The sequence below is a fragment of the Pseudanabaena sp. lw0831 genome (assembly GCF_016584665.1).
Taxonomy (GTDB): domain Bacteria; phylum Cyanobacteriota; class Cyanobacteriia; order Pseudanabaenales; family Pseudanabaenaceae; genus Pseudanabaena.
In genome coordinates this window covers 61,886-87,659 of sequence record NZ_BBJB01000044.1, presented here as the reverse complement: position 1 = coordinate 87,659, position 25,774 = coordinate 61,886, and the positions used below count along the sequence as shown (strand labels likewise).

Below are 25,774 nucleotides of genomic sequence, written 5' to 3'. Positions count from 1 at the left end.
TTTTGTTACAAGTTAATATGGCGATCGCTTGTGTGGTGAAAGTATGGATAATTGAGGCGATCGCTTTGTAGCTGAGATTAGGGAGTGATCGCTGTTTTGATGTTGGTTATGTTGGGGGCGATCGCTTGTGTGGTGAAAGTATGGATAATTGAGGCGATCGCTTTTTGTTGAGATTAGAGGCGATCGCGTACCTCACTAGCTTAGAATTCCTATGAAATTTAGGATTTTGTAGTTGTGAGATAAGACTTGTGCGCTTCTGCATAGATTTTTAATGCGGCTGACATTTGCTGAGCAGCATTTTCGCCCTGTGATTGAAACCATGCAAAAGTTTCAGAATCAATTTGAACCGATGTTGTAATTTGTTTAGGACTGCTCAATTGCGCTTTAGCCCAAAAACCTGCTGATAGTGGTGGAATATCAGATGTATCTATATCCTCATCATTCATTGCATCAATTCTCTCCCAATCAGTCTTCGAGGTATTGTTCATAGTATCTGCGTTCAGAAGATAGTGCCTTTCGTAATGAAATAATCCTAACTGTTTGTTCATCAGGTTCTGTATAGACAATGACTACAACTCGACCTTGGAGTAAACCAATACCGATGTAGCGATCTTCTCCGTAGTTCTCTCTTTCGTCAAGTTCAACAACCATAGGCAGATTGAAGACTAGATAAGCATCTGCGAAGTCAAATCCATGTTTATCAAGGTTAATCTGATTTTTGCGTTCATCCCACTCAATTTCATCTTAAAGTTTACTAGTTGTGTCCAGTCTGGGATTTTCTTAATCCTAGCTTGTATTTAATGTTTGATAGTAAGATGCTTGCTGTTTTGATGCTGTTGGTTTGTTGGGGGCGATCGCTTGTGTGGTGAAAGTATGGATGTTTGAGGCGATCGCTTTGTAGTTGAGATTAGGGAGTGATCGCTATTTTGATGTTGTTTATGTTGAAGGAGATCTCATTATCTATTCAAAAGAATAAGCGATCGCTTATTCTTTTGAACTCATGGAAGTAGACCACCACCACTACCAATGCCTAGACGCTCCGCAACACCAGAGGTAAGTGGAAGCAAAGTAATCACCATCCAAAATAGCGCCACTACACCCAAGGCTTCGCGATCGCCATCGAGTTCTGAGAGTTCATTCAGCATTGGACGTTCCAGATCTCGCAATAGAATCAAGACAATGCCACCCCAATAGAGCGCAAGTGGATTAATCACTGTGGCAATCACTAAGAAAATCAACGTCAATACTGTCGTCCAGCTTGCCGTGCGTCGTCCGTAAATTGATTGCACGATCCGACCACCATCTAACTGACCTGCGGGCATCAAGTTCAAGGCGGTGATAGCCGAGCCGAGCCAGCCGAGAACTACTAAGGGATGAATCGAAATAAAGCTAGTATGTAATGCATCACCGAAGAAGAGCTTTGCTAAGGTTCCTGCAAGTACCGATGCTTGGAAAATTTGACTGGGAATATCGATACTGCCCATACCGATCGCAGATAGGCGTAAACCAATTAGAAGCATGATCAAAGATAGTAATCCACTTGCCAAGGCTGGGGCGATCGCAATATCAAACAGAGAAAGCCGATGGGGTAATGGCGAAGAAATTCGACTGAATGCGCCAAAGGAACCTAATTGTGATGAAGGCAAGAGAAACGGTAAACTCATATTTACTTTGTATTTCTTTGCCATCAGACGCATAGCCAACTCACGCACAGCTAAAATCGCCCCAAGACCAATAGCAAAGGGTAATCCCACTAAATATTGTTGAGGTTCTTGGACTACAGGAATACCCGCAACTAACGCGCCCAAATTCAAGGCTGTGTAGCCATTCGCGACAATCAACACCGCAATTAATACTCTTTGAGGAATTGTATTGTTATCGACGTTACTAACGCGGCTAGGCAGCACAATCACTACTGGTTTACGATCTTGACCTTCCACCAAAAATAGATTGTATTTATCGCTAAGGCGATCTCTGAGGGATTTAGTCAGGCGATCGTGAACGACATCAGGCTCACCACGCAAATTACCTTTAAAAATCGCCCCTTCTTGATAGGGAATCGTTTCGGTGACGTAATAGGTTTCAATCCCAAAGATTCCTTGTATCAGCTTCATATCTTCCGCAGGAAGAGCCTTAAACATTTTTAGCTGCGTCTTACCCTGTGACATAGCCACAGCTATCGGACTGTTAACGGGTGGCTTATTGGTTGAATTATCGGGAGAATTAGGGCGATCGCTAGCAGTCGCATCAAGATCTTGTTTGAGTTTTTGCTCGATCGTCGATCTTTCCTCTGCGGCAGCTTTGCGTAATTGATTACTAATCGCCACATAAGCGATCGTAGAGCTAAGTAATAAAAATAATAGCGTTGTGAAATTTATAAAAACACCCGACACAAACAAGCCGAAGTAAACTAGCCAAGGTGACATGAGCGCCACAAATTGCAGCCAAGACAGTAACCCAAGCTTGCCAAACTTGCGGGAACGAAAATATCCCCAACCCAGCAAAGCGAGGGTGAGTATAAATACGGCGATCGGCAGAAGTGGAGTTGATATCATAAAAATAAATTACAGGAAATACTAGGAATTCTTGACGACAAGCCACAATCCCCTACAATTCCTGAGTAGTTAGGCGGTGTTCTATGTATCCACTTTAGCGATAAACCGTAATCTCATGCTTAGAAAGTTTTGAAAATATAGCAATGTAAGTTTTGCTTAAGCCATAAAACCCAAAAGAGTAATGGTGGCGCTTCGCGCCACCATTACTCTTTTGGGTTTTGATTTTTCCTAACTAACTCAATCATTGCTATAACTTGCTACGCAAGCTATAAGTACCTCATCGGAACCAAACCCCAAACTCAAGAACTATGCCACCCGTGCAATGGGCGACATAGTTTTTGGAGATTGTTTTTACAAACTTTCTGATTTTTCTAGCAGCACGAAGTACTGTAATATGTAATTATATTCAATCAACGGTAAACACATAGATTAACTGTGGATTTGGACAAACTTTTATAAAAGGGTTTGTAAAGGCGATCGCGTCGGTCATATCAAGACAATTTGAGGTAAGTGCAACGTGGGCATTGTTGTAGAAAATGTAGTTAAGCAATTTGGTGATTTTTTAGCCCTAGATAATATCAATCTTGAGGTCAAAACTGGCTCATTGGTGGCATTATTAGGTCCGTCGGGTTCTGGTAAGTCCACCCTATTAAGATTGATTGCAGGCTTAGAAACCCCCGATCGCGGCAAAATTTTTCTGACTGGTAAAGATGCCACAGATCAAGATGTACGCGATCGCAATATTGGTTTTGTGTTTCAGCACTACGCCCTCTTCAAGCACATGACCATTCGCAAAAATATTGCTTTCGGTCTAGAGATCCGCAAAGAACCCAAAGCAAAAATAGCCGATCGCGTCGAAGAATTACTAGAACTAATCCAACTTAAAGGTTTAGGCAATCGCTACCCATCACAACTATCTGGCGGACAACGCCAACGAGTTGCCCTCGCCCGCGCCCTCGCTGTCCAACCCAGTGTATTACTCCTTGATGAACCTTTTGGAGCGCTAGACGCAAAAGTCCGTAAAGAACTGCGGGCATGGCTGCGCCGCCTCCATGATGAAGTACATGTCACCAGTGTATTTGTCACCCACGACCAAGAAGAAGCGATGGAAGTGTCTGATGTGATCGTGGTGATGAACAAAGGAAAGATCGAGCAAATTGGCACACCAGCAGAAGTTTACGATAATCCAGCGACTCCCTTTGTGATGAGCTTTATTGGCCCCGTAAATGTACTTCCCGCTAATCGCGATCGCTTAAGTGAATTCCATAAGATCCACAAACACAATGCAGGCGATGATGTTTACATCCGTCCCCGCGATATTCTGGTTGAGATAGAACCAACCAGTACTTCTATATCCGCAAGAATCACCCGCCTGATTCATCTTGGTTGGGAAGTTCAAGCCGATTTGGTACTGGAAGATGGACAGATTTTGACGGCTCACCTCACTCGCGAACGTTTTGACGAGTTGAAATTACAACCACAGCAATATGTCCATATCGAGCCAAAGGATGCCAAGTCTTTCCCTCTAGATTATTCAATCTAACGATCTCCACCAATTAGCGATCGCCGAAATCTTGCTTTTACTGGCCAGATTAAGATTTTGGGTATCTCTTTGGCTTTGAAACCTTCGGAGTTTGAGACTGTTTTACGGAATTTTTTTGCAGCTTTTGGACTTGTTTTAGGGTTAGTCCTGTAAATTGGGCGACTAAGTCTAGGGAAATGTTGGAGAGCAACATATTTAGAGCGATCTGGTTTCTTTCTTTAGTTTTGCCTTTGGCTTCGCCTTCAGCTATTCCTTCAGCTATTCCTTCAGCCTTGCCTTCTCGCAGTATTTCTTGATAAATTACTGATTCTTTCATGATTTCACTCCTTAGTAATCTTTGGATGATTTCTTTATTCAGGGCTATTCCTGATATTATAGCGGTCGATGCGGCAACGTTACTTTGTAGCTGTTTATCTTCAATATTTTCGATTTGCCTTACAATTTGTCTTAGGGTTTCTTCGGAGTTTTCGGTTTTGGTTAGGGTCGCGAAGGGGAAGAGTCCTTGGTATTGCTGAAATATTTCTGTTGGTTGTTCCCAGAGTCTGATGACGTTGAATTCATGGTTGAGTGTGCCAATACTAAATTTGGTTTCATAGACTAAAGGTGATTGGCTGGGGGTGAGATAGATGACGACTTGATGGATTTGTTTATCGAGAAATTTACGATATAGCCGCAATCGATAATCTGCCATGCGGAAGGGGATGTTTTTATTTGGCTCGGTCTGAAATTCAATGTGTAGGATGATTTCTGATGATTCGAGAAATATCACTGAGTCAGCGCGAATTGGCTCGACTGACAGCTCAGAAGGTTCGAGTTTGGTTAGGGTAATGGCTTCGCCTAGCAACCAACTAGCGAAGTCTGCGGAAAAACTCTCTGCTAAAAATTTACAGATGTTATCGATCATTGCGGAATTTTATCATCTCAAGAGCATTTGAGAATGACTCAATCCATAGTTCAAATGTGCGATCGCTAGTTCAAGAGAAGCGATCGCACATTTGCATGGAGATCTCTGGAATAATGGGATTAGATTTCAAGTAGATTTATTTGGTGCGTTTCATTTCATGAACGCATCCTAATCGACTATAGCAAAACCTTGCTTTTTGTTATTCTTCTTGCTAGTCTTAAAAAGACTGATCGGTCTTTAATGTAAATGTCAAAAGCCCAAGAAACTAAAACACGTATTATCGAGCAAGCGGCAACTCTGTTTAATCAGCAAGGATATGCAGGGACTTCCGTTTCAGATTTGATGCGGGCCACAGGATTACAGAAAGGAGGCATCTACAACCACTTCCATAGCAAAGATGAGTTAGCTTTAGAAGCATTCGACTTTGCCGTTAATTGTGTGCAACAGAAATTTATGGGTGCTTTGAAAGGAAAACGTCAGGCAGTAGATCGACTGCTTGCCATCCTTAGCGTTTACGAAAACATCCTCGATAATCCACCAATACAAGGCGGTTGTCCAATTCTGAATACAGCCGTGGAGAGCGATGATTTTCATCCAGCTTTACGGGCGCGATCGCAACTAGCAATGGATGCTTGGCGTGATTTGATTCGGCGCATTGTTGACAAAGGCATAGTGCGTGGTGAATTTCACTCGACGGTTGATGCAGATACTGTTGCCACAATTTTGATTGCTACTATTGAGGGGGCGGTCATGCTCAGCAAACTATATGGCGATGCTTCCCATATGGAACGCGGATTAAAGCATCTCAAACTTTACATTCAACAGCAGCTATAGCGATTTGTGAGAGTGCGCCCCGAAGGAGCGCACTCTCACAGATTACTTTAGACTTCTATCAAAACAGTGATATAGTTTTCTTGAATAAAAAAGACTGATCGGTCTTTTTTATTCAAGCTCATTTAGTACAAAACACCCATGCTGAAACTTTACTATGCTCGTCCTTCGGCCTATGCTCGCCCCGTATGGTTAGCACTATTAGAAAAACAACTTCCTTTTGAGTTGATTCCAGTGGATTTAAGTGGCAAACAATTCGAGCCTGAGTTCCTTTCTCTGAATCCTTTTAGCCATGTCCCAGTTTTAGTAGATGGTGATTTTCGGGTGATTGAATCCTTAGCGATTTTGGATTATCTGGAAGCCAAGTATCCCACTCCATCACTACTTCCTACCGATGCGATCGCTCTGGCAAAGACTCGGATGGCACAACTGGTTGCGCTCAATGAGTTACTACCTGCGGTCATTAAGCTGATCATTAATGAAGACCAAACCGAAAAATCAGCAGACTTTGAGTTTGCTCGGCTACGCGCAAGCAATACATTAGGTTTTTTAGAGAACTTATTGGGTGATTCTCTCTACTTTGCTGGCGAACAACTCACAATGGCAGAAATTGTGGCTGGAACATTTGTTTATAGAATGCCTTCCTTAGGAGTTCCGTTAACCGATTATCCAAAATTGCAAGTTTGGTCTGAGCGATTATTGTTGCGTCCCGCTTGGCAGCAGATTGAGCTAAGTTTAGAGGAGTGGAGTAGTTTTAAACGACATATGAAAGTAATTCCAAAGATTTGGGAGCGTCGCCGTCGCCAACGAATTAGTTCTTTATCTGAGCAAAGACTACAAGCAATTTAATCGTTCACCGCAATAGTAAATAATATATAAAATCCCTAAATCTGTACCACCCACGTAGCGGGCGGTACAGATTTAGGGGCTGTTTTTTTAATTATGCCGAGGTACTTATGAAATACGTTTTAATCATTCATGAAGTTGAGGCTTATCCAGCATGGAAAGCCATTTTTGACCAAGCCGCAGACATCAGAAAAACCGCTGGAGAAATCAGCTATCAGTTACTGCGATACGACAATGACACAAATAACATCGTCCATTTCTCAGAGTGGGCTTCGCTCGACAATGCTCGACGCTTCTTTGAGTCCAGAGAATTGGTAGAAATCAGAAAGAAAGCTGGCGTAAAAGCACCAAACTTTATTTACCTGCATGAGATAGAACATGGCGTGCTATAGCTTACAGCGCTTTGCGCTGTAATTTTATGGGCGATCGCTACACGTCACAAAAATTTTGGTATAGACTAGTGACTAGATGTTATCAATGAGCAAAAACTATGATTTTCAAAACTATTTCGCTAGTCGCGGCTAGCCTCGTCTCAGCAACAATATTTGCATCGGCTGGTGCGATCGCCCAAATTACGCCAGCGCCAACCCTATCCGAACAAACCTTACGTGAAGCTCAGCAACAAGAAAGAAGCTCACTTAGTGTCGGTGGCAGTAACCTCAACTTATTGCAACTAATTAATAATATCAACCTAGCTGGCGGCAAATCTCCAGAGCAGTTTCGCGCTAGTCAAGCTGAATCCTTTGACGAGGCTGTGACTAATTTTAGAACGCAACAACGCCGCGATGTGAAGATTGAGATCCCCGCAGCAAATACTCCAGCCAATTAATAATCCAAAAAAATAATGGCTACGCCATTATTTTTTTGGATTATTAATTGGGTTTGATTCTTAACTCACAAAAGTGTCGGCACACTTTTGTTCGGACAAAAAAAGAGCTAGCAATTTGTGCTAGCTCTTTTTTTATTTCAAAGTCAAGAACTTTTCGAGAGCCTTGACCAATGAGGGCGGCCAACGGCGAATATTTTTTACCCAATTGATATCTCGATAACGCGGATCGAGATTTTCGACAGATACCCAATTGCTCTCGGCTTCACCTTGTTTTTTATTATCCCAAAGCGCCGCAGTCAGGGCAGCACGCACATCCGTAAAATTCGGATATTTGCGTAATATATTTTTCATCGCCTTAATTGCTTCATCGCTTTTACCGATCTCGTACAGAGCGATCGCATTATTACCAAAGGAAGTACTAAAGCGCGAATTAACATTCATCGCAACTTGATAATCCGAGATCGCCTCTTCCCATTTGCCTAAGCCAGCTTTGGCATTACCGCGATTGTTATAGGCTGCTGCATCCTTAGGATCAATTGCTAACACGCGATCGTAGTCAGCGATCGCCTCTTCCCATTTGCCCAAGCTTTCCAAAGCCGCACCACGATTGAGATAAGGATCGGGGAAATTAGGAGCAAGTTCTACGGATTTGTTATAGTCAGCAAGCGCTTCTTGAGGATGGTTTTGGCTCATTTTTGAGTTACCGCGATTGCTCCAACCTGCGGCATTGTCAGGATAGAGCTTGATTAAATCTGTCCAATAGCCCTCTGCGGCTGTGAATTCACCTGCATCAGTGGCGGTAAAGGCTTTTTTGACCAAGGCATCCAGTTGATTTGATTCGGCTTCGGTAATGTTGAGTTGAGCTTGCACTGGTGCAGGATTCAAAAGTAAACATAGGGCAAGAAAAAGTGCAAATAGCGATCGCATGAGTATTGAATCCTTAAGATTAAGCTTAACTACAAAATAATAGTCATGAAGCCATAATACTCAAAAATAAAAAGCGGTGCTTCGCACCGCTTTTTATTTTTGAAATTGCAACACCTTTTAATACCAATACACAAAAGTGTGACGACACTTTTGTGTATTGGAAACCAAATCCAGTAAGGGTTTTAAAAACAAAAAATGGCTACGCCATTTTTTGTTTTGGTATAAGCGATTAAGCGATCGCCATTGCTTTAGGTGCTAATGCCGAAATCACCGCATCAGCGTTAGCTGTCCAGCCAATGATCCCGCCTTGAGCGCGCAGCATTTCAATCGTTGATTGTTTAAACTCTGGGAAATAGCTAGCAGTTCCATCCTCGATCAGTAGGCATTCATAGCCGCGATCGTTGGCTTCTCTCATTGTTGTTTGTACGCATACTTCCGTAGTAACGCCAGTAAAGAGAAGATGGGTAATCTCTTCTTTCTTTAAAATCTCTTCTAAGTTGGTTCGACAAAATGCGCCTTTCCCTGGTTTGACAATCACAATTTCATTGTCTAGAGGCGTAAGCTCAGGAATAATATTATTGCCATCTTCACCGACAATTAAGATTCTGCCCATTGTCCCTTGGTCACCAATTTTAGGATTTCCTTGACCGCGATTGAGCTTCGAGGGAGGACAGTCTGATAAATCAGGAGAATGAGCTTCGATGGTGTGAATTACGGGGAAATCTAGCGATCGGAAAGTTTCTAATAGGCTCTTAACTGTTGGCACAATGCTTTGTAGCTGTGTGACATCATTACCTAGTGCATCACCAAAACCACCATATTCTAGAAAATCACGTTGCATATCGATAATGACTAGAGCTATTTTGCTCTCAGTAGGCAATTCATAATCGTAAGGTTGAGCCGCGATCGCAGGCATAAGTTTCTCCTCAATAATTTGAGTATAGGGTTTTGGAGTTTTCATTTTGCTTAAAGCAAAATGAAAACGGCTTATTCGTTAATAATTACAGGCTTTTCCCAGACAATGAGAACTACGCATCCCTCTTCACTAGAGACTTGATGACTAGTATCAGGAGGATTAATGACTACGGAACCTTTGGTATATTTGCCATTTGCATCGGCTTGTGAACCCGATAATACAAATATATGTTCGTACCCTGAATGAGAATGATGGGGAACCTTTGCTCCTGCTTCATAGCGCAGCAGAGCTGCACTTGCTCCCATATCATTCTTGTATAAAGGATAGATTTCAACCCCTTGGCGAAATGCCTCCCATGGTAGATCGTCATAGCTAGAACGAGTGAGCAATTCAGGAAAGACCTGAACCTGTTGATTGATAATCATGTTTTTTTAATATAAAGGTTTTACATTTGCTGTAGGCAAATGCAAAACCTCAAAGTCCTATTTAATGTCCTGCCATTTTCTGTCCGATCTCAGCGAGATTAGCTTCAGCACTGGTGCTTTCGTAGACGAATTTACCATCGCTAATCACCAGAATGCGATCGCTTAGAGTCAAAATCTCATCAAGATCTTCGCTGACCAAGAGTACAGCCACGCCACGATTTCGAGCTTCCACAATTTGATTGTGAATATACTCAACCGCCGCGAAGTCTAGACCAAAGACAGGATTTGCCACAATTAATAATTTGATTTTCTCTGCGGAAAGCTCTCTCGCAAGAACTGTACGCTGGACATTACCGCCTGAGAGATTACCGACGGGGGTTTCAGGCGATGGCGTTTTGATCGAGAAGACCTTAATCAAATTCTTGGCAGTTTCGCGAATTGCTTTGAATAGCAGTAAAATCCCACCTTTAGCTTGTGGAGTGCGATCAAAGGTTCTTAAAGCCAAATTCTCAGCGACGCTCATATACGGTACACAGGCATTCCGCAGAGGTTCTTCGGGCAGTGAAAACACTTGATGGCTATACATTTCCTTGCGCGTTGCATAGTAGCGATCGCCATTGACAAAAACTTCGCCAGAGGTGGGGATGCGCTGACCAGATAAAACTTCCACTAGTTCTTTCTGACCATTACCTGACACGCCAGCGATACCAACGATTTCACCTCCTTTGATTTTCAAATCAACACCAGCAACTGCTTCTAAACCATTGTCGCGATCGGCATGAATATTCCGCACTTCGAGAACTAGATTATCCGTCGCAACTTCTGTTTTTATAACTTGACGTGCTTCTTTGGCTTCACCGAGCATCATTGCTGCCATATCCGAGACTGACAGATCTTTAGTAGAACCTGTCCCTGCAAATTTGCCTTTACGCAGCACTGTGACATCATCGGCAAAGGCAGTAATTTCACGGAACTTGTGACTGATCATCAGCACACTCAAGCGTCCTGCGGTAACTTCTTCTCGCAATAGTCCTAACACCTCATCGGCTTCTTGAGGAGTCAAAACTGATGTTGGTTCATCAAGAATGAGAATGCGACTTTTGAGATAAAGTTGTTTGAGGATTTCTAACTTCTGCTTTTGTCCAGCCGCCAATTGCGAGATTGGAGTATTGAGATCAATTTTAAAAGGAGCCGAAGCCATAAATGCTTCTAGCTTTTCTAATTCATCCTTCCAATTAATGATCGTTGGTGTGTCAGGACGCACCAACAAAAGATTCTCGGCAACAGTCATCGCAGGCACAACCGTGAAATGTTGATAAACCATGCCAATGCCATAGTTATAGGCATCACGCGGACTATTGATTTCGCGGGAATGCTTATTAATCAAAATATCGCCGTGACTAGCAGCATGGAAACCCATAATGCATTTAACCAACGTGCTTTTACCTGCACCATTTTCACCTAGCAGCGCATGAAAAGTACCAGGGGCAAGTTTGAGCGAGACATTATCAACGGCGACGAACGAGCCGAATTTCTTGGAGATATTTACTAGCTCCAACTCAGGAGGTAGATGAGATCGCAGGGTATCAGCGGAAACACTAGATGGAATAGTCAAGGATGGTATCGACTCTTTCATAGATTCTTCTTCGACCAGATTAGCAGCAAGATTGCTTTCAAGATCGTCAGGCATCGGTTTTTCCATAGCGACAGTACACTTAGCACATTTTTACAATTTAACTAGAAACTTTGCTTAATTGCTGTAGTCAATGTTTCAGAATCACTGACTGCACCAAACACGCCACCTTGCATTTCGATCATTTTCAGCGCCGCAAGATGATTGCCATAATCAGTTGCACCTGTGCAATCAGATAGCATCAAACATTCATAGCCGCGATCGTTGGCATCGCGCATGGTCGTATGTACGCAGACATCGGTGGTAATGCCCGACAAGATAATATTTTGAATGCCGTTACGTTTCAAAAGCAGGTCTAGATCGGTGGCATAGAATGAGCCTTTTCCAGGTTTGTCGATAATCGGTTCACCTGCGATCGGGTAAAGCTCTGGAATGATATCCCAACCTTTTTCTCCACGGACTAAGATTTTGCCGCAGGGACCATCATCCCCGATACCTGCACCAATTCTTTGCGATCGCCAGCGCTTGTTTTCGGGTAAATCTGATAAGTCGGGGCGATGTCCTTCGCGGGTGTGAATAATCAGAAAGCCTTTTTCGCGAAAAAGGGTCAAAACTTTTTTAATTGGCTCAATCGGGGCACGGGTAAGTGACAGGTCATAGCCCATTTTGTCCACATAGCCACCAACTCCGCAGAAGTCTGTCTGCATATCGATGATGATCAGGGCAGTATTGTCTGGTCTGAGGTCGCCATTGTAGGGGTAAGGATAGGGCGTAGAGTTGATATACATAAGCGATTTTTTTAAGATTAATACAAATTGCGTTGTAGATTTGTATTAATTGTTGAGGATTTGATTAGCCCAGACTGTTACTCAGAAACTTATAGCGATCGCAACTTTAATCTGCTAAACCAAAATGAACACTTTTTATCCTGAAAATCGGGAACAATGGCGAGAATGGTTGGCTAGGAATCATTCTACAGAAAGCTCTATTTGGCTAATCTATTACAAGAAAAACAGTGGCAAACCTTCCATAAATTACAGTGATGCTGTAGACGAAGCGCTCTGTTTTGGCTGGATAGACAGCAAGGCAAAGTCTATTGACACAGAAAAATACATGCAATTTTTTAGCGTAAGAAAGCCAAATAGTGTGTGGTCTAAGGTGAACAAAGAGAAAGTCGCTAGTCTAATTGAGCAGAACCTGATGACACAAGCTGGACTTAATGCGATCGCGATCGCTAAAAGTAATGGCTCTTGGAACATTCTTGATGAAGTTGAAGCTTTAATTATTCCCGATGACTTGATGACAGCATTATCTTCAATTCCAGTTGCAAAAGAGTATTTTCTAAATTTAAGTCGAACAGACAAAAGAAATCTTTTGCAATGGATAACTTTAGCAAAAAGGGAAGAGACAAGACAAAAAAGAATCAGAGAAATTGTGATTTCCGCAGAAAATCAAAGAAAGCCAAAGCAGTTTTGAGAGATGAACTCAGTAAGAGAAGAAATCATCTGCGAAAACTGTGTAGTCATAGCTACGATCGTGCCTAGCCCAAAAAAGCACCAACCTCTCGTAGACAGAGATTAAGATCCCCGACTTTTAAGGAAGGGCAGCGCTTCGCGCCGCCCTTCCTTACCTATTTAGTGCTACCTAGAAACTCAACCTTCCCCGTCGCCAATCGATAATAAGCAGGAACAACCTTCAAATTTCCATTCTTTACTTCATGGGACAAAATGGGGACCGTAGATTCAATCTCCTTTACCATCAAATTGACATGCGCCTTCACCGTATCGCTCACCACACAATCACCATTAGCTTCCTGACCAGCCTGCACCGCAGGCTCAATATACTTAATCAACGAATTGAGCTTACCCTCAGAAAATGCATGTCCGATCGCAGCCATCACTGCACCGCATCGCTCATGTCCAAGGACGACAACCAGCCTCGTCCCCAAATGCTCAACCGCAAACTCAATACTAGCAATCACCGCATCGTCAGCCACATTTCCCGCAACTCTAAGCACAAACAAATCCCCAACCCCTTGATCGAAAATTAGTTCAGGCACAACCCGCGAATCGGCACAACCTAAGACGATCGCAAAAGGATGCTGGGCAATTGACAGATCGACTCGACGTTGCGCACCTTCATGGGGATGTTCTACATGATCGAGTGCATAGCGATCGTTTCCTTCTTTTAGCTCCCGCAGGGCAGCTTCAGCATCTAGATTCTCGACTGTATAATAGGTTTGATTTGCCGTGAGCATGGGCGATCATTAAATTGGTAATGCTCAAAGTTAACTAGCTATCCATTCTGAAATAGTAGTGAATTTAACATAAGCTCGATAGAAGCTATTGAATGTATTGTTCTCATAACTAAACTGCGCGATCGCAATTTAACAACAAACCAAACCCAATGATTGTAAAAGCCATGCGAAGCATGGCTTTTACAATCATTGGGTTACTGACGTACAATGCGATTCTCTGTTTTTACCTGCAAAGGCGACCTAGTACTGATATATTCTGCGATCGTATCCGATAGTAAATAACCAGTTTCTAAAAGATTATTCCCCTCTGCAAAACTGCGATATCCATCGCCACCAGAAGCGAGAAAATTAGTTGTCGCCACCCGATAAACTGCTTCTGGATTCAATAATTGGAGGTTGCCAGATTCAGAAACAATCTCAACCCTAATAACGCGCTTCCCTGCTGGCAATTTTGCATCCCACACAAAATGTATTCCTGCCACTTGCGGAAATCTTCCTTCCCCTTGTTCCGCAAGACTCACACCATGCTCTAGAGCCTCTAGCAACTGCTTGCCAGTCAACTCTACCCTTGTAATCGTATTACCAAAAGGAAGTGCTTCTAGTACATTTCCCATCATGATATTGCCTAAAGGGAATCCATTACGAATACCACCAGAATTAACCAGAGCCACTTGCACGCGATCGCCTTTTGTTTTTGCCAACATCGCATCAGCAATCAAGTTACCTAAACTGGTTTCGCTAGTCCGCAGCTTAACGCGATCGCCATCGAGGGCAACTAGTGACTTACCAATGATTTTCTGACGTAAAGATTCAATCGGTGCAGCATAGGCTTTGAGTTTATCCGCAAATTCTGGATCGGGTTTGACGCTTGCATCAAGAGCATGGGGTTTACCTGCCCAAGCAATCAACTTACCTGTGCGATCGAAACTCACTGACAAATCACCCAAATATTTACCCCATTCCCAATCCGTTACTACTAGCACAGGTTCCTTTGTGCCATTCTTCTCAACCAATGGATAGGGATGATTAGAATTGGGAATATTGCCAACAGAAGTATGGCTATGACCACCAATAATAATATCAATGTCAGCGACTTTTTGCGCCAGAGCCACATCATACTCAAAGCCAATGTGAGTCAGCGCCACAATCTTATTAATGCCCAGTTGTTTCAGAGCGCGAACCGATGAACGTGCTGCTGCGATCGGATCGGTAAACTTCACCCCATCACCAACGCTAGCTAAAATCGCAGTATCTGGAGTCGTCAATCCGAACACACCGATCTTTTCGCCTTTCACTTCGAGAACATGCCAAGGACGAACTTTGCCATAGAGAGGCGATTCAGGCGCGATGTCTATATTTGCAGAAATAATAGGAAACTTGGCTTTAGCGATGAAGTCGGCAAGTACCTGCTGTCCGCGATCGAATTCATGATTGCCAATCGTGCCAGCATCATAGGCAAGAGCATTATAAAAATCAAGATCCGCCTGTCCCAGATATTGATTGAAATAAAGAGTTCCTTGAAAAATATCCCCTGCATCCAATAACAGCAAAGGCTCTTGATTAGTCTTATTCTCAGCGCGGATTTGATCGATGAGAGTGCGGCGACGGGCTATTCCCCCCAACATGCGATCGCCATATTTGACAGGTTCCAAATGCGCGTGGTGATCGTTGGTATGCAAAATCCTGAGTGAGAAGCGATTTTCCTGTGCAACGACATTTAACAAAGCTGGAGAAACGGCAATGATAAATGTAATCACGAAAGCTACAAATATCTGAAAAGACCGCCTCATTTGAGGTTTCAGCTTTAAGTAATTGGCGATCGCTTTAAAAATATTCTTCGCTTGCACAGTCATCACCCTCAAAGTCACAATTTTTCTATGCTAGTTTAACTCTTGCTTTTAGAAATAGTTCACTTGCTCAACTGATTGTCACATTTGCGATCGCCCCAAAAGAAAGGTGGCATTTTATGCCACCTTTCTTTTGGATTATTTTAACTTGTCGAGAATGCGGCGCATGGCTTCATTCACATTATCGCGGCTATTGAAGGCCGAAATACGGAAGTAACCTTCACCTGCTGCACCAAAACCAGAACCGGGGGTTCCCACCACGTTACAGGTTTGCAAGAGCTTATCAAAGAAATCCCAACTGGTCAGCCCTGCGGGAGTCTTCACCCATACATAGGGAGCATTCTCGCCACCATAGACAGCCAAACCAGCTTCGGTCAACTTCTCACGGATAATCTTGGCATTTTCCATGTAGAAGTCAATCAAAGCTCTAGTTTGCGCTTTTCCTTCTTCCGAATAGACTGCTTCAGCACCACGTTGGACGATGTAGGAAACACCATTAAACTTAGTCGATTGACGACGATTCCAGAGCTTCCATAATTCTACGTTAGAACCGTCTTTCGCCTTGCCAATCAAGTTCTTAGGCACTACAGTTAAGGCGCAACGAGTACCTGTAAATCCTGCATTTTTGGAGAAAGAACGGAACTCGATCGCACATTCCTTAGCGCCTTCAATTTCATAAATTGAGTGAGGAAGGCTAGGATCGGTGATAAATGCTTCGTAGGCAGCATCAAAGAAGATGATTGAACCATTAGCACGCGCATAATCGACCCATGCTTGCAGATGTTCCTTAGTGGCAGTTGCGCCTGTGGGGTTGTTGGGGAAGCAGAGATAAATTAGATCGACTTTTTGGGTAGGAATCTCGGCGGTGAAATTATTTTCCGCAGTTACAGGTAAATAAACTAAGCCTTCGTATTCGCCTTTGTCGTTGATATCGCCCGTGTGACCTGCCATGACGTTGGTATCGACATACACGGGATAGACAGGATCGGTAACGGCAATAATATTGTCATCGCCAAAAATATCGAGAATGTTGCCGCAGTCGCACTTAGAGCCATCGGAAATGAAAATCTCAGAAGCGTCAATATCACAGCCTCTCGCCTGAAAATCATGTGCTGCAATCTTTTCACGCAACCATGCGTAGCCTTGTTCGGGGCCATAGCCCTTAAATGAATTGCGATCGCCCATATCTTCAACCGCTTTGATCATGGCACTGCGACATGCCTCTGGCAAGGGTTCGGTGACATCGCCAATGCCAAGGCGGATCACTTTTGCGTCAGGATTTGCCTCGATAAAGGCGTTTACCCGTCTTGCGATTTCGGGAAACAGGTAGCCTGCCTTGAGTTTGAGATAGTTGTCGTTAACGGTAGCCATGATGGATGAGTTAATCTTTTTTGATTTTTGTATAGTTTTATATTATGCCTTTATCAAGTTACTTAAGTCACCAAAAGCTCTAATAGACTTCATCATGACTGCCAATATCTACTAGCAAAATCACTATTTCCAGCAGTTTCTCCTCTTCAGAAAAGCTAAAAATAATTCTGCAATCATAGGCAACAGAACAAGACCATAAACCCGCAAGGTTTCCTCCTAGTTTGTGAGACTTGAGCGAGGGTGTAAATGGATCATCAGCCAATAGCTTTAAAGCTTTAACAATTTGAGCTTGTAATTGTGGATTTTTCTTAATAATTTTCTTGAAAGAGCGCTTAAATCCACTACTCCAGACGATTTCCATCATCGTCTCCTAGTAAGTCTGCTATTAAGTCATCAACAGAGCCTCTTTTTGCTGTGCCATTTTTAAAAGCTTGTTGTACTTCTTGGGCGTTAGCCAAAATTTCAGCCCGTCGATTCTCAATCCGTCGCTTACGGATTAATTCAAATAAATATTCCTGATCTTCTATTGATAAACTCTCAATAGAATCAATTATCTCTTGAAAAACTAGCATATTGACTCCTTAATTAATATAGAACCTTTACAGAACTCCTTGCGCTTTCATCCTGATATAAAAAGGCGATCGCACAGATTGGCTAGTACTTCCTTGGACTTGCTCCCATTCTTCTTTGATTTCTTGGTCAATTTCTTTTTGATGGTCGAAGTAATACCCCATTGCTGCATGAGTTTCGGCGGGTGTCAGGTAAAGGTGCTGACGACATATTTCTTCGACTGACCAGCCATAGGCGAGATAGTCCATGACGATTTGCGCTACTCGAATGCGCGGTAAGCGTTGCAGTCTGGCGGGTTGGTTGCCGCTTTTCTCGATGTGTGGATAACTTAGGGCTAACATAATATTTTATTTTGATGCATGAGCGATTTGTTGCACTGTCGTAATAACAGCATTAAATTCGGTCATGGGCTTAGATTTAGTCCAATAACTTACAACAAGTATACTTTTACTTTCTGTTTGCATATTTTTAAACTAGATTACAATTTATACAAAGTAACCTTTAAATTCTTTGTTATGACATCACAAGAACTACAAAAACAAGCTTTGCAATTGCCGATTAGCGATCGCTGGCATTTGGTGCAAACTCTCCTAGAGTCACTAAAACGAGAGTCTCAACCAAGCGTAAAACGTGGTAATTTATCGAGCCTTAAAGGTATAGCCAAAAGTTCGGCTGGAATGAATGAACTTGAGGCTAAGGAGGATTATGTTAACTATCTAGCAAAGAAAGCAGAAATTTAGAGCGTGATTAGTTTTGCCTATGAAGTAACAGAACTTACGCCGAGCTTTTGCTATAACCAAGTAATTAGTGCAATAAAAATCAATATGTTAAGCGAATAGAGACATGACGAGAGAAATATATTCTGATAAAGCAAAAGCACTGCAAGATTTAGGAAACCAGCGAACTCAGCCTCCATGGTTAGAGCAATCTCACTCTCTACCATTTAATTTATTATCCGATGATGAATTTGAAATACTCTGCTATTTACTTTTGCTCAGAGAAAATCCTAAAGATCAAATTTTTTATTATGGCAAGACTGGAGATGCAGGTCGAGATATTGTTTGGGTCAGACCAGACAACTCAATAGAACTGATTCAATGTAAGAGATTCCAAAAGAACGTAGGAATTAATGAAGTTAAAAGTGAAATAGCAAAAATATATGTTAATTGTCATAGAAATATAATTCCAGAAAAACCACACTTGATCAATTTTTATGTTTCGTCGGGTTTTACTTCAGATGCATTAGATATAATTCGGTATCCTGATAAATGGACAAAATTATCTAAATTAGCTTTTGAGAAGCACTTAAAGACAAAGCCAGACAAGCCATTATTAGATTTTTCCTCAGAATGGAAGCCTAGCTTTTCTCATCAAATGGGTCTTGACATTACTGAAAGGTTGAAAAAATATACTGATTTAATGGATGAATTCTTTTGTGTTAGAAAAGTAACCGATAACACCGAGATTCAGAAAGTTAGTCAGAATATTGACACACATCTAAGTAAGCAAGATTCTAATATCCAATACATGACTCAACTATTAGAGGAAATGAAGAGTGGGAATATCCCTGCTACTTTCCAAAGCGATGATCCATTTTTTCCCATTAAAGAGTTAATTAGAAAAGCGGAAGAAAATGCACCTGGAGTCTGCTTTAAATTTCTTGAAATTGATTCCTCAGGTGCAGTTCGTTTTTTGGTTTTCGCAAAGCCAGGACATAGAGAAAAACCTTTATGCAACTTGATTTTCCCAGATACAGAGCTAGGGGGTCAAGGCGCAGAAAAGTTCAGATCGTTTATTGAGCAAGGATACGATATAACCCTCAGGAAAGGAGAATTTATACTAGAGTATTTATTCCCATTACCACCTCAGTTTCTATATCATCATGAATCTGAAAGAAGAGTCATTAACCTAAGACATAATTCATCATCCCATAAAATGCCTGTTCGACTAGAAGTATTGGGTGACAATGAGGAAATTGTAGAGAGATTAGAATTATCCTATCTTCAATTTACAAGAGCGGGAATAGAAGAGTTGGAAGTAGTAATTGAAGGTGAACATTTTGTTGGAAAGGCTATCGGGATTATATCTAGGAAACATAACTTCCAGTCATATTTCACATTTCATGGAGGTAGTGATGACCTCAAATCTGTTAAGGCATCTTTCGCAAAAGCAACTATTGCTCTAATTTTGAATATATTTCACAATAAGAAGGTCAGAGTTGTACTTCTTGAAGATCCTGATATTTCAGTGGATTTGGGTGGTGCAGGAATCAATAATCAACCTAATATCCCTGAAGACTTCCTTAAAGCTTCATATCGTTTTTTAGAGAACTTAATAAAAATCAATCGAAAATTTGGAATTGATTTACGTCACCCTGGAAGCCTTAAAGCAGAAGATATCCATCAAGCTGAAATGCTTGTTGCCGTCATAGAAGGCTTAACAATTTCCTACGGATATGGAAAATATAGCTATCTTGTTAACCGTCAAGACTTAATACAATTAATAGATTTTCTAAAGCAAATGGAAAGTAGAGGAATATCAGATTTTCCGACATTAACCGATGAAAATGAATTGAACCTAGAAATATTAGGATATCAAGCACCAAAAGTTGAATGTACAACTGAATATAGTGGAGTACACTTTATTAAAAATATTGTAGAGTTAGAGCAACTGTGTAGTAGCTTATCCAACGAAGAGCCTATAGAGATTGAGTTTGAATATGAGAGTGCTATCCGAAAATTTGGTAGCTGGTGAGATTGTGATCGATCAAGAAAATCATACTTTTAGCTCACGCTGCGATCGCAATTTTTGGAGCTTTTCCCAAGCAGCCTCATTACCAGTTTTTACCTTTGCAGCAGTACTAATTAGGCGATCGCGATTTTGATTAGCATAATATGCTTGAAGTTCTTCAGTCTCTCTAACCACTTGAGCATACTCAGTTTCCACCACATCCCGATTTATCTCAATGTAGGATAGAGCCGCATTAATTTGCTCATCCGTAAGTTCAAACAAACTTTGGATAAACTTAGCAGGATATTGAGCTTTCACATAGTCCATCACATCATAAAGAGTAATGCGAGTACCAGATATTGTTAACCCTCTCTCAGTGCGGATAATTGCTACTTTTACATTAGGTTGTGAAATCATATCCCTAGCCTCCTATAGCCTAGCTCCATACTACATTTATTCTCAAAGCGATCGCAAGTCTAAACTAAACTCAGGCAATACATCCTCACCAGATAACACATCAGGATTATTGAGAACTTCCACTGCTTGATTTTGGCGATAAATCTCGACAATATTTTTCCTGCGATCTAGCAACCAACCTAGCCTTGCGCCATTCTCGATATATTCTTGCATTTTCGCTTGAGTCTCCTTGCGCGTATCCGTTGGCGACATCAACTCCAAAACAAAATCAGGCGTAATCGGTGGAAACTTTTCTCTTTGAGAATCGGTTAATGCATTCCATCGCTCCAGACTAATCCACGATACATCAGGCGATCGGTTAGCATTATTCAGCAACTTAAAACAAGTCGATGAATCAAACACCTTGCCATGCTTAAAGCGATTATTCCAAATCCAAAACTGAGCAATCAAACCTGCATTATAAATTCCCGTTTCTCCACCCGTCGGAGCCAAAATAATTACCTCTCCTCTAGAATTACGCTCAAACTTGACATCAGGATTAGCTAGACAGAGATCGTAAAACTGCTCGTCAGCTAATTTCGAGATTGGCGCAAGATTTAAAGTTACCGTATTCATGTGTTTAGTTTGAAGATACAGTATTAAAATCTTAGCACTTGCAACTGTTTTTCATACCCCATTAGCTTATCTATGCAATATCCAGACCCTAAGAATCCTCATCCAATGGCAGGATTTCCCCAAGTTTGCTTTATTCAAAACACAGTCTCTAACCCGAATATCATCATCGGCGACTACACCTATTACGACGATCCCGAAGACTCCGAAAACTTTGAACGTAACGTCCTGTATCACTTTGACTTCATCGGGGACAAACTAATTATCGGTAAATTTTGCGCGATCGCTCGTGGCGTAAAATTCATCATGAACGGCGCAAACCACAGTATGTCGGGTATCTCTACCTATCCATTTCAAATCTTTTGGAATGAATGGAAACCACAAAATCTAGAATTTCCCTACAAAGGCGATACCGTAATAGGGAATGATGTCTGGATTGGCTACGAAGCGGTGATTATGGCGGGAGTGAAGATTGGTGATGGCGCGATTATTGCCTCCAAATCTGTCGTTACTAAAGACGTGCCACCCTATGCGATCGTCGGTGGTAATCCCGCGACAGTCATCCGTCCGAGATTTGACGATCAGGCGATCGCGCAATTACTCGAAATCGCATGGTGGAATTGGGACATGGAGAAGATTACGAGAAATCTGGATCGGATTGTGAGCGCTGACATCGCAGCCCTGCAAATCTGCGTTTAAGTTAGAGTTATCGCAATGTTACATAAAATACAAAAAGCTGATAGATAAAGAAATATTGATTATGATCAAAACAACGCCAAATTAAACGTCAAAGTCAAAGAGGCTTAAATGATTTCTACGAATAGCAAGATAGGTATCATCGGCGCAGGGACATCTGGGGCTTATCTTGCCAGTTTACTCATTCAAGAAGGATTTCAGGTTAGCTTATTTGAGAAAGCACCAGTAGTCCGTACCGATGGATGTGGCATTCTAATTGTCCAGTCGGGAATGAAAGCACTGCATGAGGGCAACCCAAAAATCAGTCAAAACATTATTGAGGCTGGTAATCCTGTTAAATTGTTTGAGTTCCGCAATCTTAAGGGCGGATTCATCAATTCAGAATCAGTTACCTATGCTGAAGATGAATTGCCAGGGATGCTCGTTCACCGTAAGGCAATTTTAGAAGCAATTCTCGATACTTTACCCCCTGACAGGATTAAATTCAATGCTCAATTGGCTGCAATATCTCAAACTGATAGTAGCGCGATCGCCCATTTTAAAGATGGTAGTCAATGGGAAGGAGATTTAATTATTGGTGCGGATGGGATTCTGTCTAAGGTGCGTCAGTCTGTCGTTCCTAATGTTGAACTTCACTATCTAGGGGATCTAGTTTGGCGCGGAATTGTTGAGGATCGTAGTTTCTGTCCCGAAGGAAACTTTTTTGTTTATGTACGTGGTCGTGGCATTTATGCAAACTTCTTTCATATTGACGATACTCATACCCATTGGGGATTCTTTATCGAAACGGAACAAACAGATACTGAGAAGGGAATACTACAACCAATTAACACAACTATTCCTGCTCAAGAATTAGCTAAACTTCCTGAAGATGCGCGAAAGGTAATTGAATCAACCCCTCTAGAAAATATGATTTGTCGTTACTCCTACGATATCGATCCCTTACCACAGTTATATGATGGACGCGTGCTTTTAATTGGTGATGCCGCTCATGCGAAAAGTTCCACTCGTGCTAGAGGCATGACTTCAGGGTGGGAAGACGGTTTGTTGTTAACGCAGTATTTAAAATCTAGCGCCAGTATTTCCGAAGCTCTCGATAAATACCAGGCCGAAAGATTACCAATTGTCCATGAATATCAACGCACTAGCCGCGAAGTGAGTCAAAAAATCGGTCGTCGTTAACAAATAGAGAGAGAGTGCGCCCCTTCGGGGCGCACTCTCTCAAACCATAAATGCAAAGTTGTTTAGTAAAAACTAAATCAAATGATTACAACCTCTGAAATTGCTCCAGATTTAGAACAAGTTCCTGAAATATTTACCCGTCATATTGGCACTTGGAATGGCGAATATATCAAAACTGATAGGCAGGGACATTTTTCGCGTAGCTTTGTCGGCAGCTTTACGATCGCGATCGCAGGTAATCAGTATCAACAGGTGAACAAGTATGAATACGCCGATGGTTCGCGCCTTCAGCTTGATTTTGAAGGATACTTTGAGGATCGGATTTTGAAAATGCGTTCTAGTAGTTATGCTGATTTTTCGGCGATCGCATGGGATGCTGGTCAGGATTTAGTTTGCTTTCGGGCAAATAAAACTCAGGATGACGTATTCATTACGTTTATAGAAACAATGACTTTACTGAACGAAAATCATCGCGTTCGCAGCACCCAAGCCTTTAAAGATGGAGTTTTTGATGGGATTTCCTTTATTGAGGAAATGCGAATTGATTACTGACGTTACGTTGAACCCTCATCCCCCATCCCCTTCTCCCGCAAGGAGAAGGGGAGCAAAACCCATATTTTCTTGTTCCCCTCTCCTGCGGGAGCTACCGTGTACACACAAGTCTTAAACCCTAGCTAAGTCAACAATTATCTGCCCCCTAGCCCCCAATTCTGGGGGAACAAGAAAATAAAATTCTTTCAAAGCCCCCCAGAATTGGGGGATTTAGGGGGCTTAAAGAGATCGAAACGTAGACAATTAGACTTGTGTGTACACGGCAGCCTGCGGGAGAGGGGCTAGGGGTGAGGGCTTTACAATCTTCCACGTAACACCAGTTAATTAGGTCAACGCCTAGAACCAATAGCAATTTGGAAAAGTACTGCAAAGCAGTACTTTTCCAAATTGCTATTGGTTCACTGATCGAAAATTGCTGGCATAATAGCGATATTGCGATCTATTGCCGAAACCTTGAATCAATCCTATTTTCAGTCCGAATATTTACTCTTTGACCCAGCTACACCAGATCGTGATGCGGTAAATATTGTCTTTGCTTTCCCAAATACTTACACTGTAGGAATCACTAGCTTAGGCTATCAAGGAGTTTGGGCAAACTTAGCCACGCGATCGCAGATTAACGTAAGCCGATGGTTTACAGATGCCCATGAGGACTTACCACGCCAGATTGAGATATTGGGCTTTTCATTTTCGTGGGAACTTGATTATGTCAATATTCTTGCCGCATTGAAAAAATTTGACATTCCGATTAATACTTGCGATCGCACTGACGAGCATCCATTAGTTTTTGGTGGTGGACCAGTCCTAACCGCCAATCCTGAACCCTTCGCAGCATGGTTTGATATTGTACTACTCGGTGATGGCGAAGAATTAATTGGAAACTTCCTAAACGCTTATCAAGAAGTACGTCATGCTAGCCGTGAAGTAAAATTGCGCCATTTAGCAAAATTAGATGGAATTTATGTTCCATTATTATATGAAGTAACCTATGAATCCGATGATGGTGCGATCGCTTCGATTCAACCTGTAGATTCTGATATTCCCTCAATAATTCATAAACAGACCTATAAAGGAAATACTCTTTCAGCTTCAACGATCGTTACGGAAAAAGCTGCATGGGAGAGTATTTTTATGGTAGAAGTGGTGCGGAGTTGCCCAGAAATGTGTCGCTTCTGTTTAGCCAGCTATTTAACGCTTCCCTTTCGGACTGCAAGTTTGGAGTCAAGTCTGATGCCTGCGATCGCCAAAGGACTAGAAGTAACTAAACGCTTAGGTTTACTTGGAGCATCAATCACCCAACATCCTGAATTTGATACATTGCTGGATTATCTCGCGCAACCACAGTTTGATGATGTGCGATTGAGTCTAGCTTCTGTCCGCACTAATACATTAACCGAAAAATTAGCGCGAATTCTCGCTACCCGTGATAGTCGTTCCGTGACCATTGCGATCGAGAGTGGCTCAGAGCGTTTGCGCAAAATCATTAATAAGAAGTTACATAATGATGAAATCGAGCAAGCGGCAATCAATGCTCAGGCAGGTGGTTTAAAATCTCTGAAGCTTTACGGTATGGCAGGTGTGCCGATGGAAAATGATGACGATATCGACCAAACTATCGAGATGCTAATTTCTCTCCGCAAAATTGCACCAAAGCTGAAGCTTACTTTTGGTTGCAGTACCTTTGTGCCTAAATCTCATACACCTTGGCAATGGCAGGGCATCAGCAATACTGCCGAAAAGAAAATGCAGTATTTTCGCAAAAAACTATTACCTAAAGGCATTGATTTTCGCCCTGAAAGTTATAAAGACTCGATTGTGCAAGGGCTAATTTCAAGAGGCGATCGTCGTCTGACCAAGTTATTACGTCTGGCTTGCAGCTATAGCGATGCTGATGTACCGAGCGATGGTTCCTATAAACGTGCCTTTAAGGAATTGCGTGGACAGTTACCGCCTCTGGCTTGGTATGTCCATGAGGATTGGGATGTTAATCAAGTTCTACCTTGGCAACATCTTCGCAGCGCTTTGCCCGTAGAGACATTAATCAAGCATCGCGAGACTTCTCTTGCTTTTTAATGCCCAAAAGGGTTGTGATCAAAAAGCAAATGACAGCCGAATAGATAAAGAGAACTTT

General features: G+C 42.1%; 29 protein-coding genes. 12 read left to right on the top strand and 17 right to left on the bottom strand.

Features of this window, described 5'->3' with window-relative positions:
- Positions 1–218 precede the first annotated feature (218 nt).
- The 3 genes from APA_RS07710 to APA_RS07700 all read right to left on the bottom strand — a co-directional run bounded on the left by APA_RS07710 (position 219) and on the right by APA_RS07700 (position 2,555).
- Positions 219–488: a BrnA antitoxin family protein gene (locus APA_RS07710; RefSeq protein WP_201321704.1), complete on the bottom strand. Its 270-nt coding sequence runs from the start codon at positions 486–488 to the stop codon at positions 219–221.
- A complete protein-coding gene (locus APA_RS07705; protein WP_201321738.1) occupies positions 466–738 on the bottom strand; it encodes a BrnT family toxin in 273 nt (90 codons plus the stop codon). Before APA_RS07705 ends, APA_RS07710 begins: the two co-directional genes overlap by 23 nt.
- Positions 739–998: 260 nt before the next feature.
- The gene (locus APA_RS07700) at positions 999–2,555 is read right to left on the bottom strand and encodes a site-2 protease family protein (protein ID WP_201321703.1); all 1,557 of its coding nucleotides are present in this window, start codon (positions 2,553–2,555) and stop codon (positions 999–1,001) included.
- 517 nt (positions 2,556–3,072) lie between these two features.
- Here APA_RS07700 and APA_RS07695 point away from each other — a divergent pair.
- Positions 3,073–4,098, top strand: coding sequence for a sulfate/molybdate ABC transporter ATP-binding protein (locus tag APA_RS07695; protein ID WP_201321702.1), 1,026 nt, complete (start codon positions 3,073–3,075; stop codon positions 4,096–4,098).
- 49 nt (positions 4,099–4,147) lie between these two features.
- Here APA_RS07695 and APA_RS07690 read toward each other — a convergent pair whose 3' ends face one another.
- Positions 4,148–5,002 (bottom strand): Rpn family recombination-promoting nuclease/putative transposase, encoded by an 855-nt coding sequence (locus APA_RS07690; protein ID WP_201321701.1) that lies wholly within the window; start codon positions 5,000–5,002, stop codon positions 4,148–4,150.
- A 246-nt stretch (positions 5,003–5,248) separates the two neighbouring features.
- Between APA_RS07690 and APA_RS07685 the strand changes: the two genes are divergently transcribed.
- The 4 genes from APA_RS07685 (at position 5,249) to APA_RS07670 (ending at position 7,508) form a co-directional block, all read left to right on the top strand.
- A complete protein-coding gene (locus APA_RS07685) occupies positions 5,249–5,836 on the top strand; it encodes a TetR/AcrR family transcriptional regulator (RefSeq protein ID WP_201321700.1) in 588 nt (195 codons plus the stop codon).
- Positions 5,837–5,974: 138 nt separating this feature from the next.
- Complete coding sequence (locus APA_RS07680; RefSeq protein WP_201321699.1) at positions 5,975–6,682, top strand: glutathione S-transferase family protein; 708 nt, start codon at positions 5,975–5,977, stop codon at positions 6,680–6,682.
- 107 nt (positions 6,683–6,789) lie between these two features.
- Positions 6,790–7,071 (top strand): antibiotic biosynthesis monooxygenase, encoded by a 282-nt coding sequence (locus tag APA_RS07675; protein ID WP_201321698.1) that lies wholly within the window; start codon positions 6,790–6,792, stop codon positions 7,069–7,071.
- Between the two features lie 98 nt (positions 7,072–7,169).
- Complete coding sequence (locus APA_RS07670; RefSeq protein WP_201321697.1) at positions 7,170–7,508, top strand: hypothetical protein; 339 nt, start codon at positions 7,170–7,172, stop codon at positions 7,506–7,508.
- A 132-nt stretch (positions 7,509–7,640) separates the two neighbouring features.
- Here the strand turns inward: APA_RS07670 and APA_RS07665 are convergent, their stop codons facing one another.
- From APA_RS07665 to APA_RS07645, 5 genes are all read right to left on the bottom strand, one after another.
- Positions 7,641–8,435, bottom strand: a complete 795-nt coding sequence (locus APA_RS07665) for a tetratricopeptide repeat protein (protein WP_201321696.1) — start codon at positions 8,433–8,435, stop codon at positions 7,641–7,643.
- Positions 8,436–8,664: 229 nt separating this feature from the next.
- Positions 8,665–9,351: an isochorismatase family cysteine hydrolase gene (locus APA_RS07660; protein WP_201321737.1), complete on the bottom strand. Its 687-nt coding sequence runs from the start codon at positions 9,349–9,351 to the stop codon at positions 8,665–8,667.
- 71 nt (positions 9,352–9,422) lie between these two features.
- A complete protein-coding gene (locus APA_RS07655; protein WP_201321695.1) occupies positions 9,423–9,776 on the bottom strand; it encodes a cupin domain-containing protein in 354 nt (117 codons plus the stop codon).
- A 61-nt stretch (positions 9,777–9,837) separates the two neighbouring features.
- Positions 9,838–11,466 carry an ABC transporter ATP-binding protein gene (locus tag APA_RS07650; protein ID WP_236579447.1) on the bottom strand — a complete coding sequence of 543 codons (1,629 nt, stop codon included), beginning with the start codon at positions 11,464–11,466 and terminating at the stop codon, positions 9,838–9,840.
- 47 nt (positions 11,467–11,513) lie between these two features.
- Positions 11,514–12,197, bottom strand: coding sequence for a cysteine hydrolase family protein (locus tag APA_RS07645; protein ID WP_201321694.1), 684 nt, complete (start codon positions 12,195–12,197; stop codon positions 11,514–11,516).
- Between the two features lie 124 nt (positions 12,198–12,321).
- Here APA_RS07645 and APA_RS07640 point away from each other — a divergent pair, with 124 nt between their 5' ends.
- Positions 12,322–12,885: a YdeI family protein gene (locus APA_RS07640; protein ID WP_201321693.1), complete on the top strand. Its 564-nt coding sequence runs from the start codon at positions 12,322–12,324 to the stop codon at positions 12,883–12,885.
- Positions 12,886–13,039: 154 nt separating this feature from the next.
- On the opposite strand, the gene APA_RS07635 is transcribed toward APA_RS07640, so the two are convergent.
- From APA_RS07635 to APA_RS07610, 6 genes are all read right to left on the bottom strand, one after another.
- The gene (locus tag APA_RS07635; RefSeq protein WP_201321692.1) at positions 13,040–13,666 is read right to left on the bottom strand and encodes a carbonic anhydrase; all 627 of its coding nucleotides are present in this window, start codon (positions 13,664–13,666) and stop codon (positions 13,040–13,042) included.
- 194 nt (positions 13,667–13,860) lie between these two features.
- On the bottom strand, positions 13,861–15,534 hold the full coding sequence (locus tag APA_RS07630; protein ID WP_201321691.1) for a bifunctional UDP-sugar hydrolase/5'-nucleotidase: 1,674 nt from the start codon (positions 15,532–15,534) through the stop codon (positions 13,861–13,863).
- 117 nt (positions 15,535–15,651) lie between these two features.
- Complete coding sequence (locus APA_RS07625) at positions 15,652–16,884, bottom strand: LL-diaminopimelate aminotransferase (protein WP_201321690.1); 1,233 nt, start codon at positions 16,882–16,884, stop codon at positions 15,652–15,654.
- A gap of 79 nt (positions 16,885–16,963) precedes the next feature.
- Complete coding sequence (locus tag APA_RS07620) at positions 16,964–17,245, bottom strand: type II toxin-antitoxin system YafQ family toxin (RefSeq protein WP_201321689.1); 282 nt, start codon at positions 17,243–17,245, stop codon at positions 16,964–16,966.
- Positions 17,226–17,456 (bottom strand): hypothetical protein, encoded by a 231-nt coding sequence (locus APA_RS07615; protein ID WP_201321688.1) that lies wholly within the window; start codon positions 17,454–17,456, stop codon positions 17,226–17,228. The genes APA_RS07620 and APA_RS07615 overlap by 20 nt, the downstream gene beginning before the upstream one ends.
- A 27-nt stretch (positions 17,457–17,483) precedes the next feature.
- Positions 17,484–17,795: a DUF433 domain-containing protein gene (locus APA_RS07610; protein WP_201321687.1), complete on the bottom strand. Its 312-nt coding sequence runs from the start codon at positions 17,793–17,795 to the stop codon at positions 17,484–17,486.
- Positions 17,796–17,969: 174 nt separating this feature from the next.
- Here APA_RS07610 and APA_RS07605 point away from each other — a divergent pair, with 174 nt between their 5' ends.
- A complete protein-coding gene (locus APA_RS07605) occupies positions 17,970–18,194 on the top strand; it encodes a hypothetical protein (protein WP_201321686.1) in 225 nt (74 codons plus the stop codon).
- Positions 18,195–18,297: 103 nt separating this feature from the next.
- Positions 18,298–20,208, top strand: a complete 1,911-nt coding sequence (locus APA_RS07600) for a restriction endonuclease (RefSeq protein WP_201321685.1) — start codon at positions 18,298–18,300, stop codon at positions 20,206–20,208.
- Between the two features lie 21 nt (positions 20,209–20,229).
- Here the strand turns inward: APA_RS07600 and APA_RS07595 are convergent, their stop codons facing one another.
- A complete protein-coding gene (locus tag APA_RS07595; RefSeq protein WP_201321684.1) occupies positions 20,230–20,601 on the bottom strand; it encodes a DUF433 domain-containing protein in 372 nt (123 codons plus the stop codon).
- A gap of 42 nt (positions 20,602–20,643) precedes the next feature.
- Positions 20,644–21,216, bottom strand: coding sequence for a Uma2 family endonuclease (locus APA_RS07590; RefSeq protein WP_201321683.1), 573 nt, complete (start codon positions 21,214–21,216; stop codon positions 20,644–20,646).
- Between the two features lie 72 nt (positions 21,217–21,288).
- Between APA_RS07590 and APA_RS07585 the strand changes: the two genes are divergently transcribed.
- From APA_RS07585 to APA_RS07570, 4 genes are all read left to right on the top strand, one after another.
- A complete protein-coding gene (locus APA_RS07585; protein ID WP_201321682.1) occupies positions 21,289–21,912 on the top strand; it encodes a Vat family streptogramin A O-acetyltransferase in 624 nt (207 codons plus the stop codon).
- Between the two features lie 108 nt (positions 21,913–22,020).
- Positions 22,021–23,091: an FAD-dependent monooxygenase gene (locus tag APA_RS07580; RefSeq protein ID WP_201321681.1), complete on the top strand. Its 1,071-nt coding sequence runs from the start codon at positions 22,021–22,023 to the stop codon at positions 23,089–23,091.
- Positions 23,092–23,172: 81 nt separating this feature from the next.
- Positions 23,173–23,643, top strand: a complete 471-nt coding sequence (locus tag APA_RS07575) for a DUF3598 family protein (protein WP_201321680.1) — start codon at positions 23,173–23,175, stop codon at positions 23,641–23,643.
- Positions 23,644–24,096: 453 nt separating this feature from the next.
- Positions 24,097–25,716: a radical SAM protein gene (locus APA_RS07570; protein WP_201321679.1), complete on the top strand. Its 1,620-nt coding sequence runs from the start codon at positions 24,097–24,099 to the stop codon at positions 25,714–25,716.
- Positions 25,717–25,774 lie beyond the last annotated feature (58 nt).

Coding starts and splice junctions, on each gene's coding strand:
- APA_RS07610 (WP_201321687.1), bottom strand. CDS start 17,795: ATGTTAGCCCTAAGTTATCCACACATCGAGAAAAGCGGCAACCAACCC.
- APA_RS07590 (WP_201321683.1), bottom strand. CDS start 21,216: ATGAATACGGTAACTTTAAATCTTGCGCCAATCTCGAAATTAGCTGAC.
- APA_RS07605 (WP_201321686.1), top strand. CDS start 17,970: ATGACATCACAAGAACTACAAAAACAAGCTTTGCAATTGCCGATTAGC.
- APA_RS07580 (WP_201321681.1), top strand. CDS start 22,021: ATGATTTCTACGAATAGCAAGATAGGTATCATCGGCGCAGGGACATCT.
- APA_RS07670 (WP_201321697.1), top strand. CDS start 7,170: ATGATTTTCAAAACTATTTCGCTAGTCGCGGCTAGCCTCGTCTCAGCA.
- APA_RS07690 (WP_201321701.1), bottom strand. CDS start 5,002: ATGATCGATAACATCTGTAAATTTTTAGCAGAGAGTTTTTCCGCAGAC.
- APA_RS07675 (WP_201321698.1), top strand. CDS start 6,790: ATGAAATACGTTTTAATCATTCATGAAGTTGAGGCTTATCCAGCATGG.
- APA_RS07700 (WP_201321703.1), bottom strand. CDS start 2,555: ATGATATCAACTCCACTTCTGCCGATCGCCGTATTTATACTCACCCTC.
- APA_RS07575 (WP_201321680.1), top strand. CDS start 23,173: ATGATTACAACCTCTGAAATTGCTCCAGATTTAGAACAAGTTCCTGAA.
- APA_RS07710 (WP_201321704.1), bottom strand. CDS start 488: ATGAACAATACCTCGAAGACTGATTGGGAGAGAATTGATGCAATGAAT.
- APA_RS07685 (WP_201321700.1), top strand. CDS start 5,249: ATGTCAAAAGCCCAAGAAACTAAAACACGTATTATCGAGCAAGCGGCA.
- APA_RS07620 (WP_201321689.1), bottom strand. CDS start 17,245: ATGGAAATCGTCTGGAGTAGTGGATTTAAGCGCTCTTTCAAGAAAATT.
- APA_RS07680 (WP_201321699.1), top strand. CDS start 5,975: ATGCTGAAACTTTACTATGCTCGTCCTTCGGCCTATGCTCGCCCCGTA.
- APA_RS07650 (WP_236579447.1), bottom strand. CDS start 11,466: ATGCCTGACGATCTTGAAAGCAATCTTGCTGCTAATCTGGTCGAAGAA.
- APA_RS07655 (WP_201321695.1), bottom strand. CDS start 9,776: ATGATTATCAATCAACAGGTTCAGGTCTTTCCTGAATTGCTCACTCGT.
- APA_RS07595 (WP_201321684.1), bottom strand. CDS start 20,601: ATGATTTCACAACCTAATGTAAAAGTAGCAATTATCCGCACTGAGAGA.
- APA_RS07640 (WP_201321693.1), top strand. CDS start 12,322: ATGAACACTTTTTATCCTGAAAATCGGGAACAATGGCGAGAATGGTTG.
- APA_RS07615 (WP_201321688.1), bottom strand. CDS start 17,456: ATGCTAGTTTTTCAAGAGATAATTGATTCTATTGAGAGTTTATCAATA.
- APA_RS07635 (WP_201321692.1), bottom strand. CDS start 13,666: ATGCTCACGGCAAATCAAACCTATTATACAGTCGAGAATCTAGATGCT.
- APA_RS07645 (WP_201321694.1), bottom strand. CDS start 12,197: ATGTATATCAACTCTACGCCCTATCCTTACCCCTACAATGGCGACCTC.
- APA_RS07660 (WP_201321737.1), bottom strand. CDS start 9,351: ATGCCTGCGATCGCGGCTCAACCTTACGATTATGAATTGCCTACTGAG.
- APA_RS07625 (WP_201321690.1), bottom strand. CDS start 16,884: ATGGCTACCGTTAACGACAACTATCTCAAACTCAAGGCAGGCTACCTG.
- APA_RS07600 (WP_201321685.1), top strand. CDS start 18,298: ATGACGAGAGAAATATATTCTGATAAAGCAAAAGCACTGCAAGATTTA.
- APA_RS07665 (WP_201321696.1), bottom strand. CDS start 8,435: ATGCGATCGCTATTTGCACTTTTTCTTGCCCTATGTTTACTTTTGAAT.
- APA_RS07585 (WP_201321682.1), top strand. CDS start 21,289: ATGCAATATCCAGACCCTAAGAATCCTCATCCAATGGCAGGATTTCCC.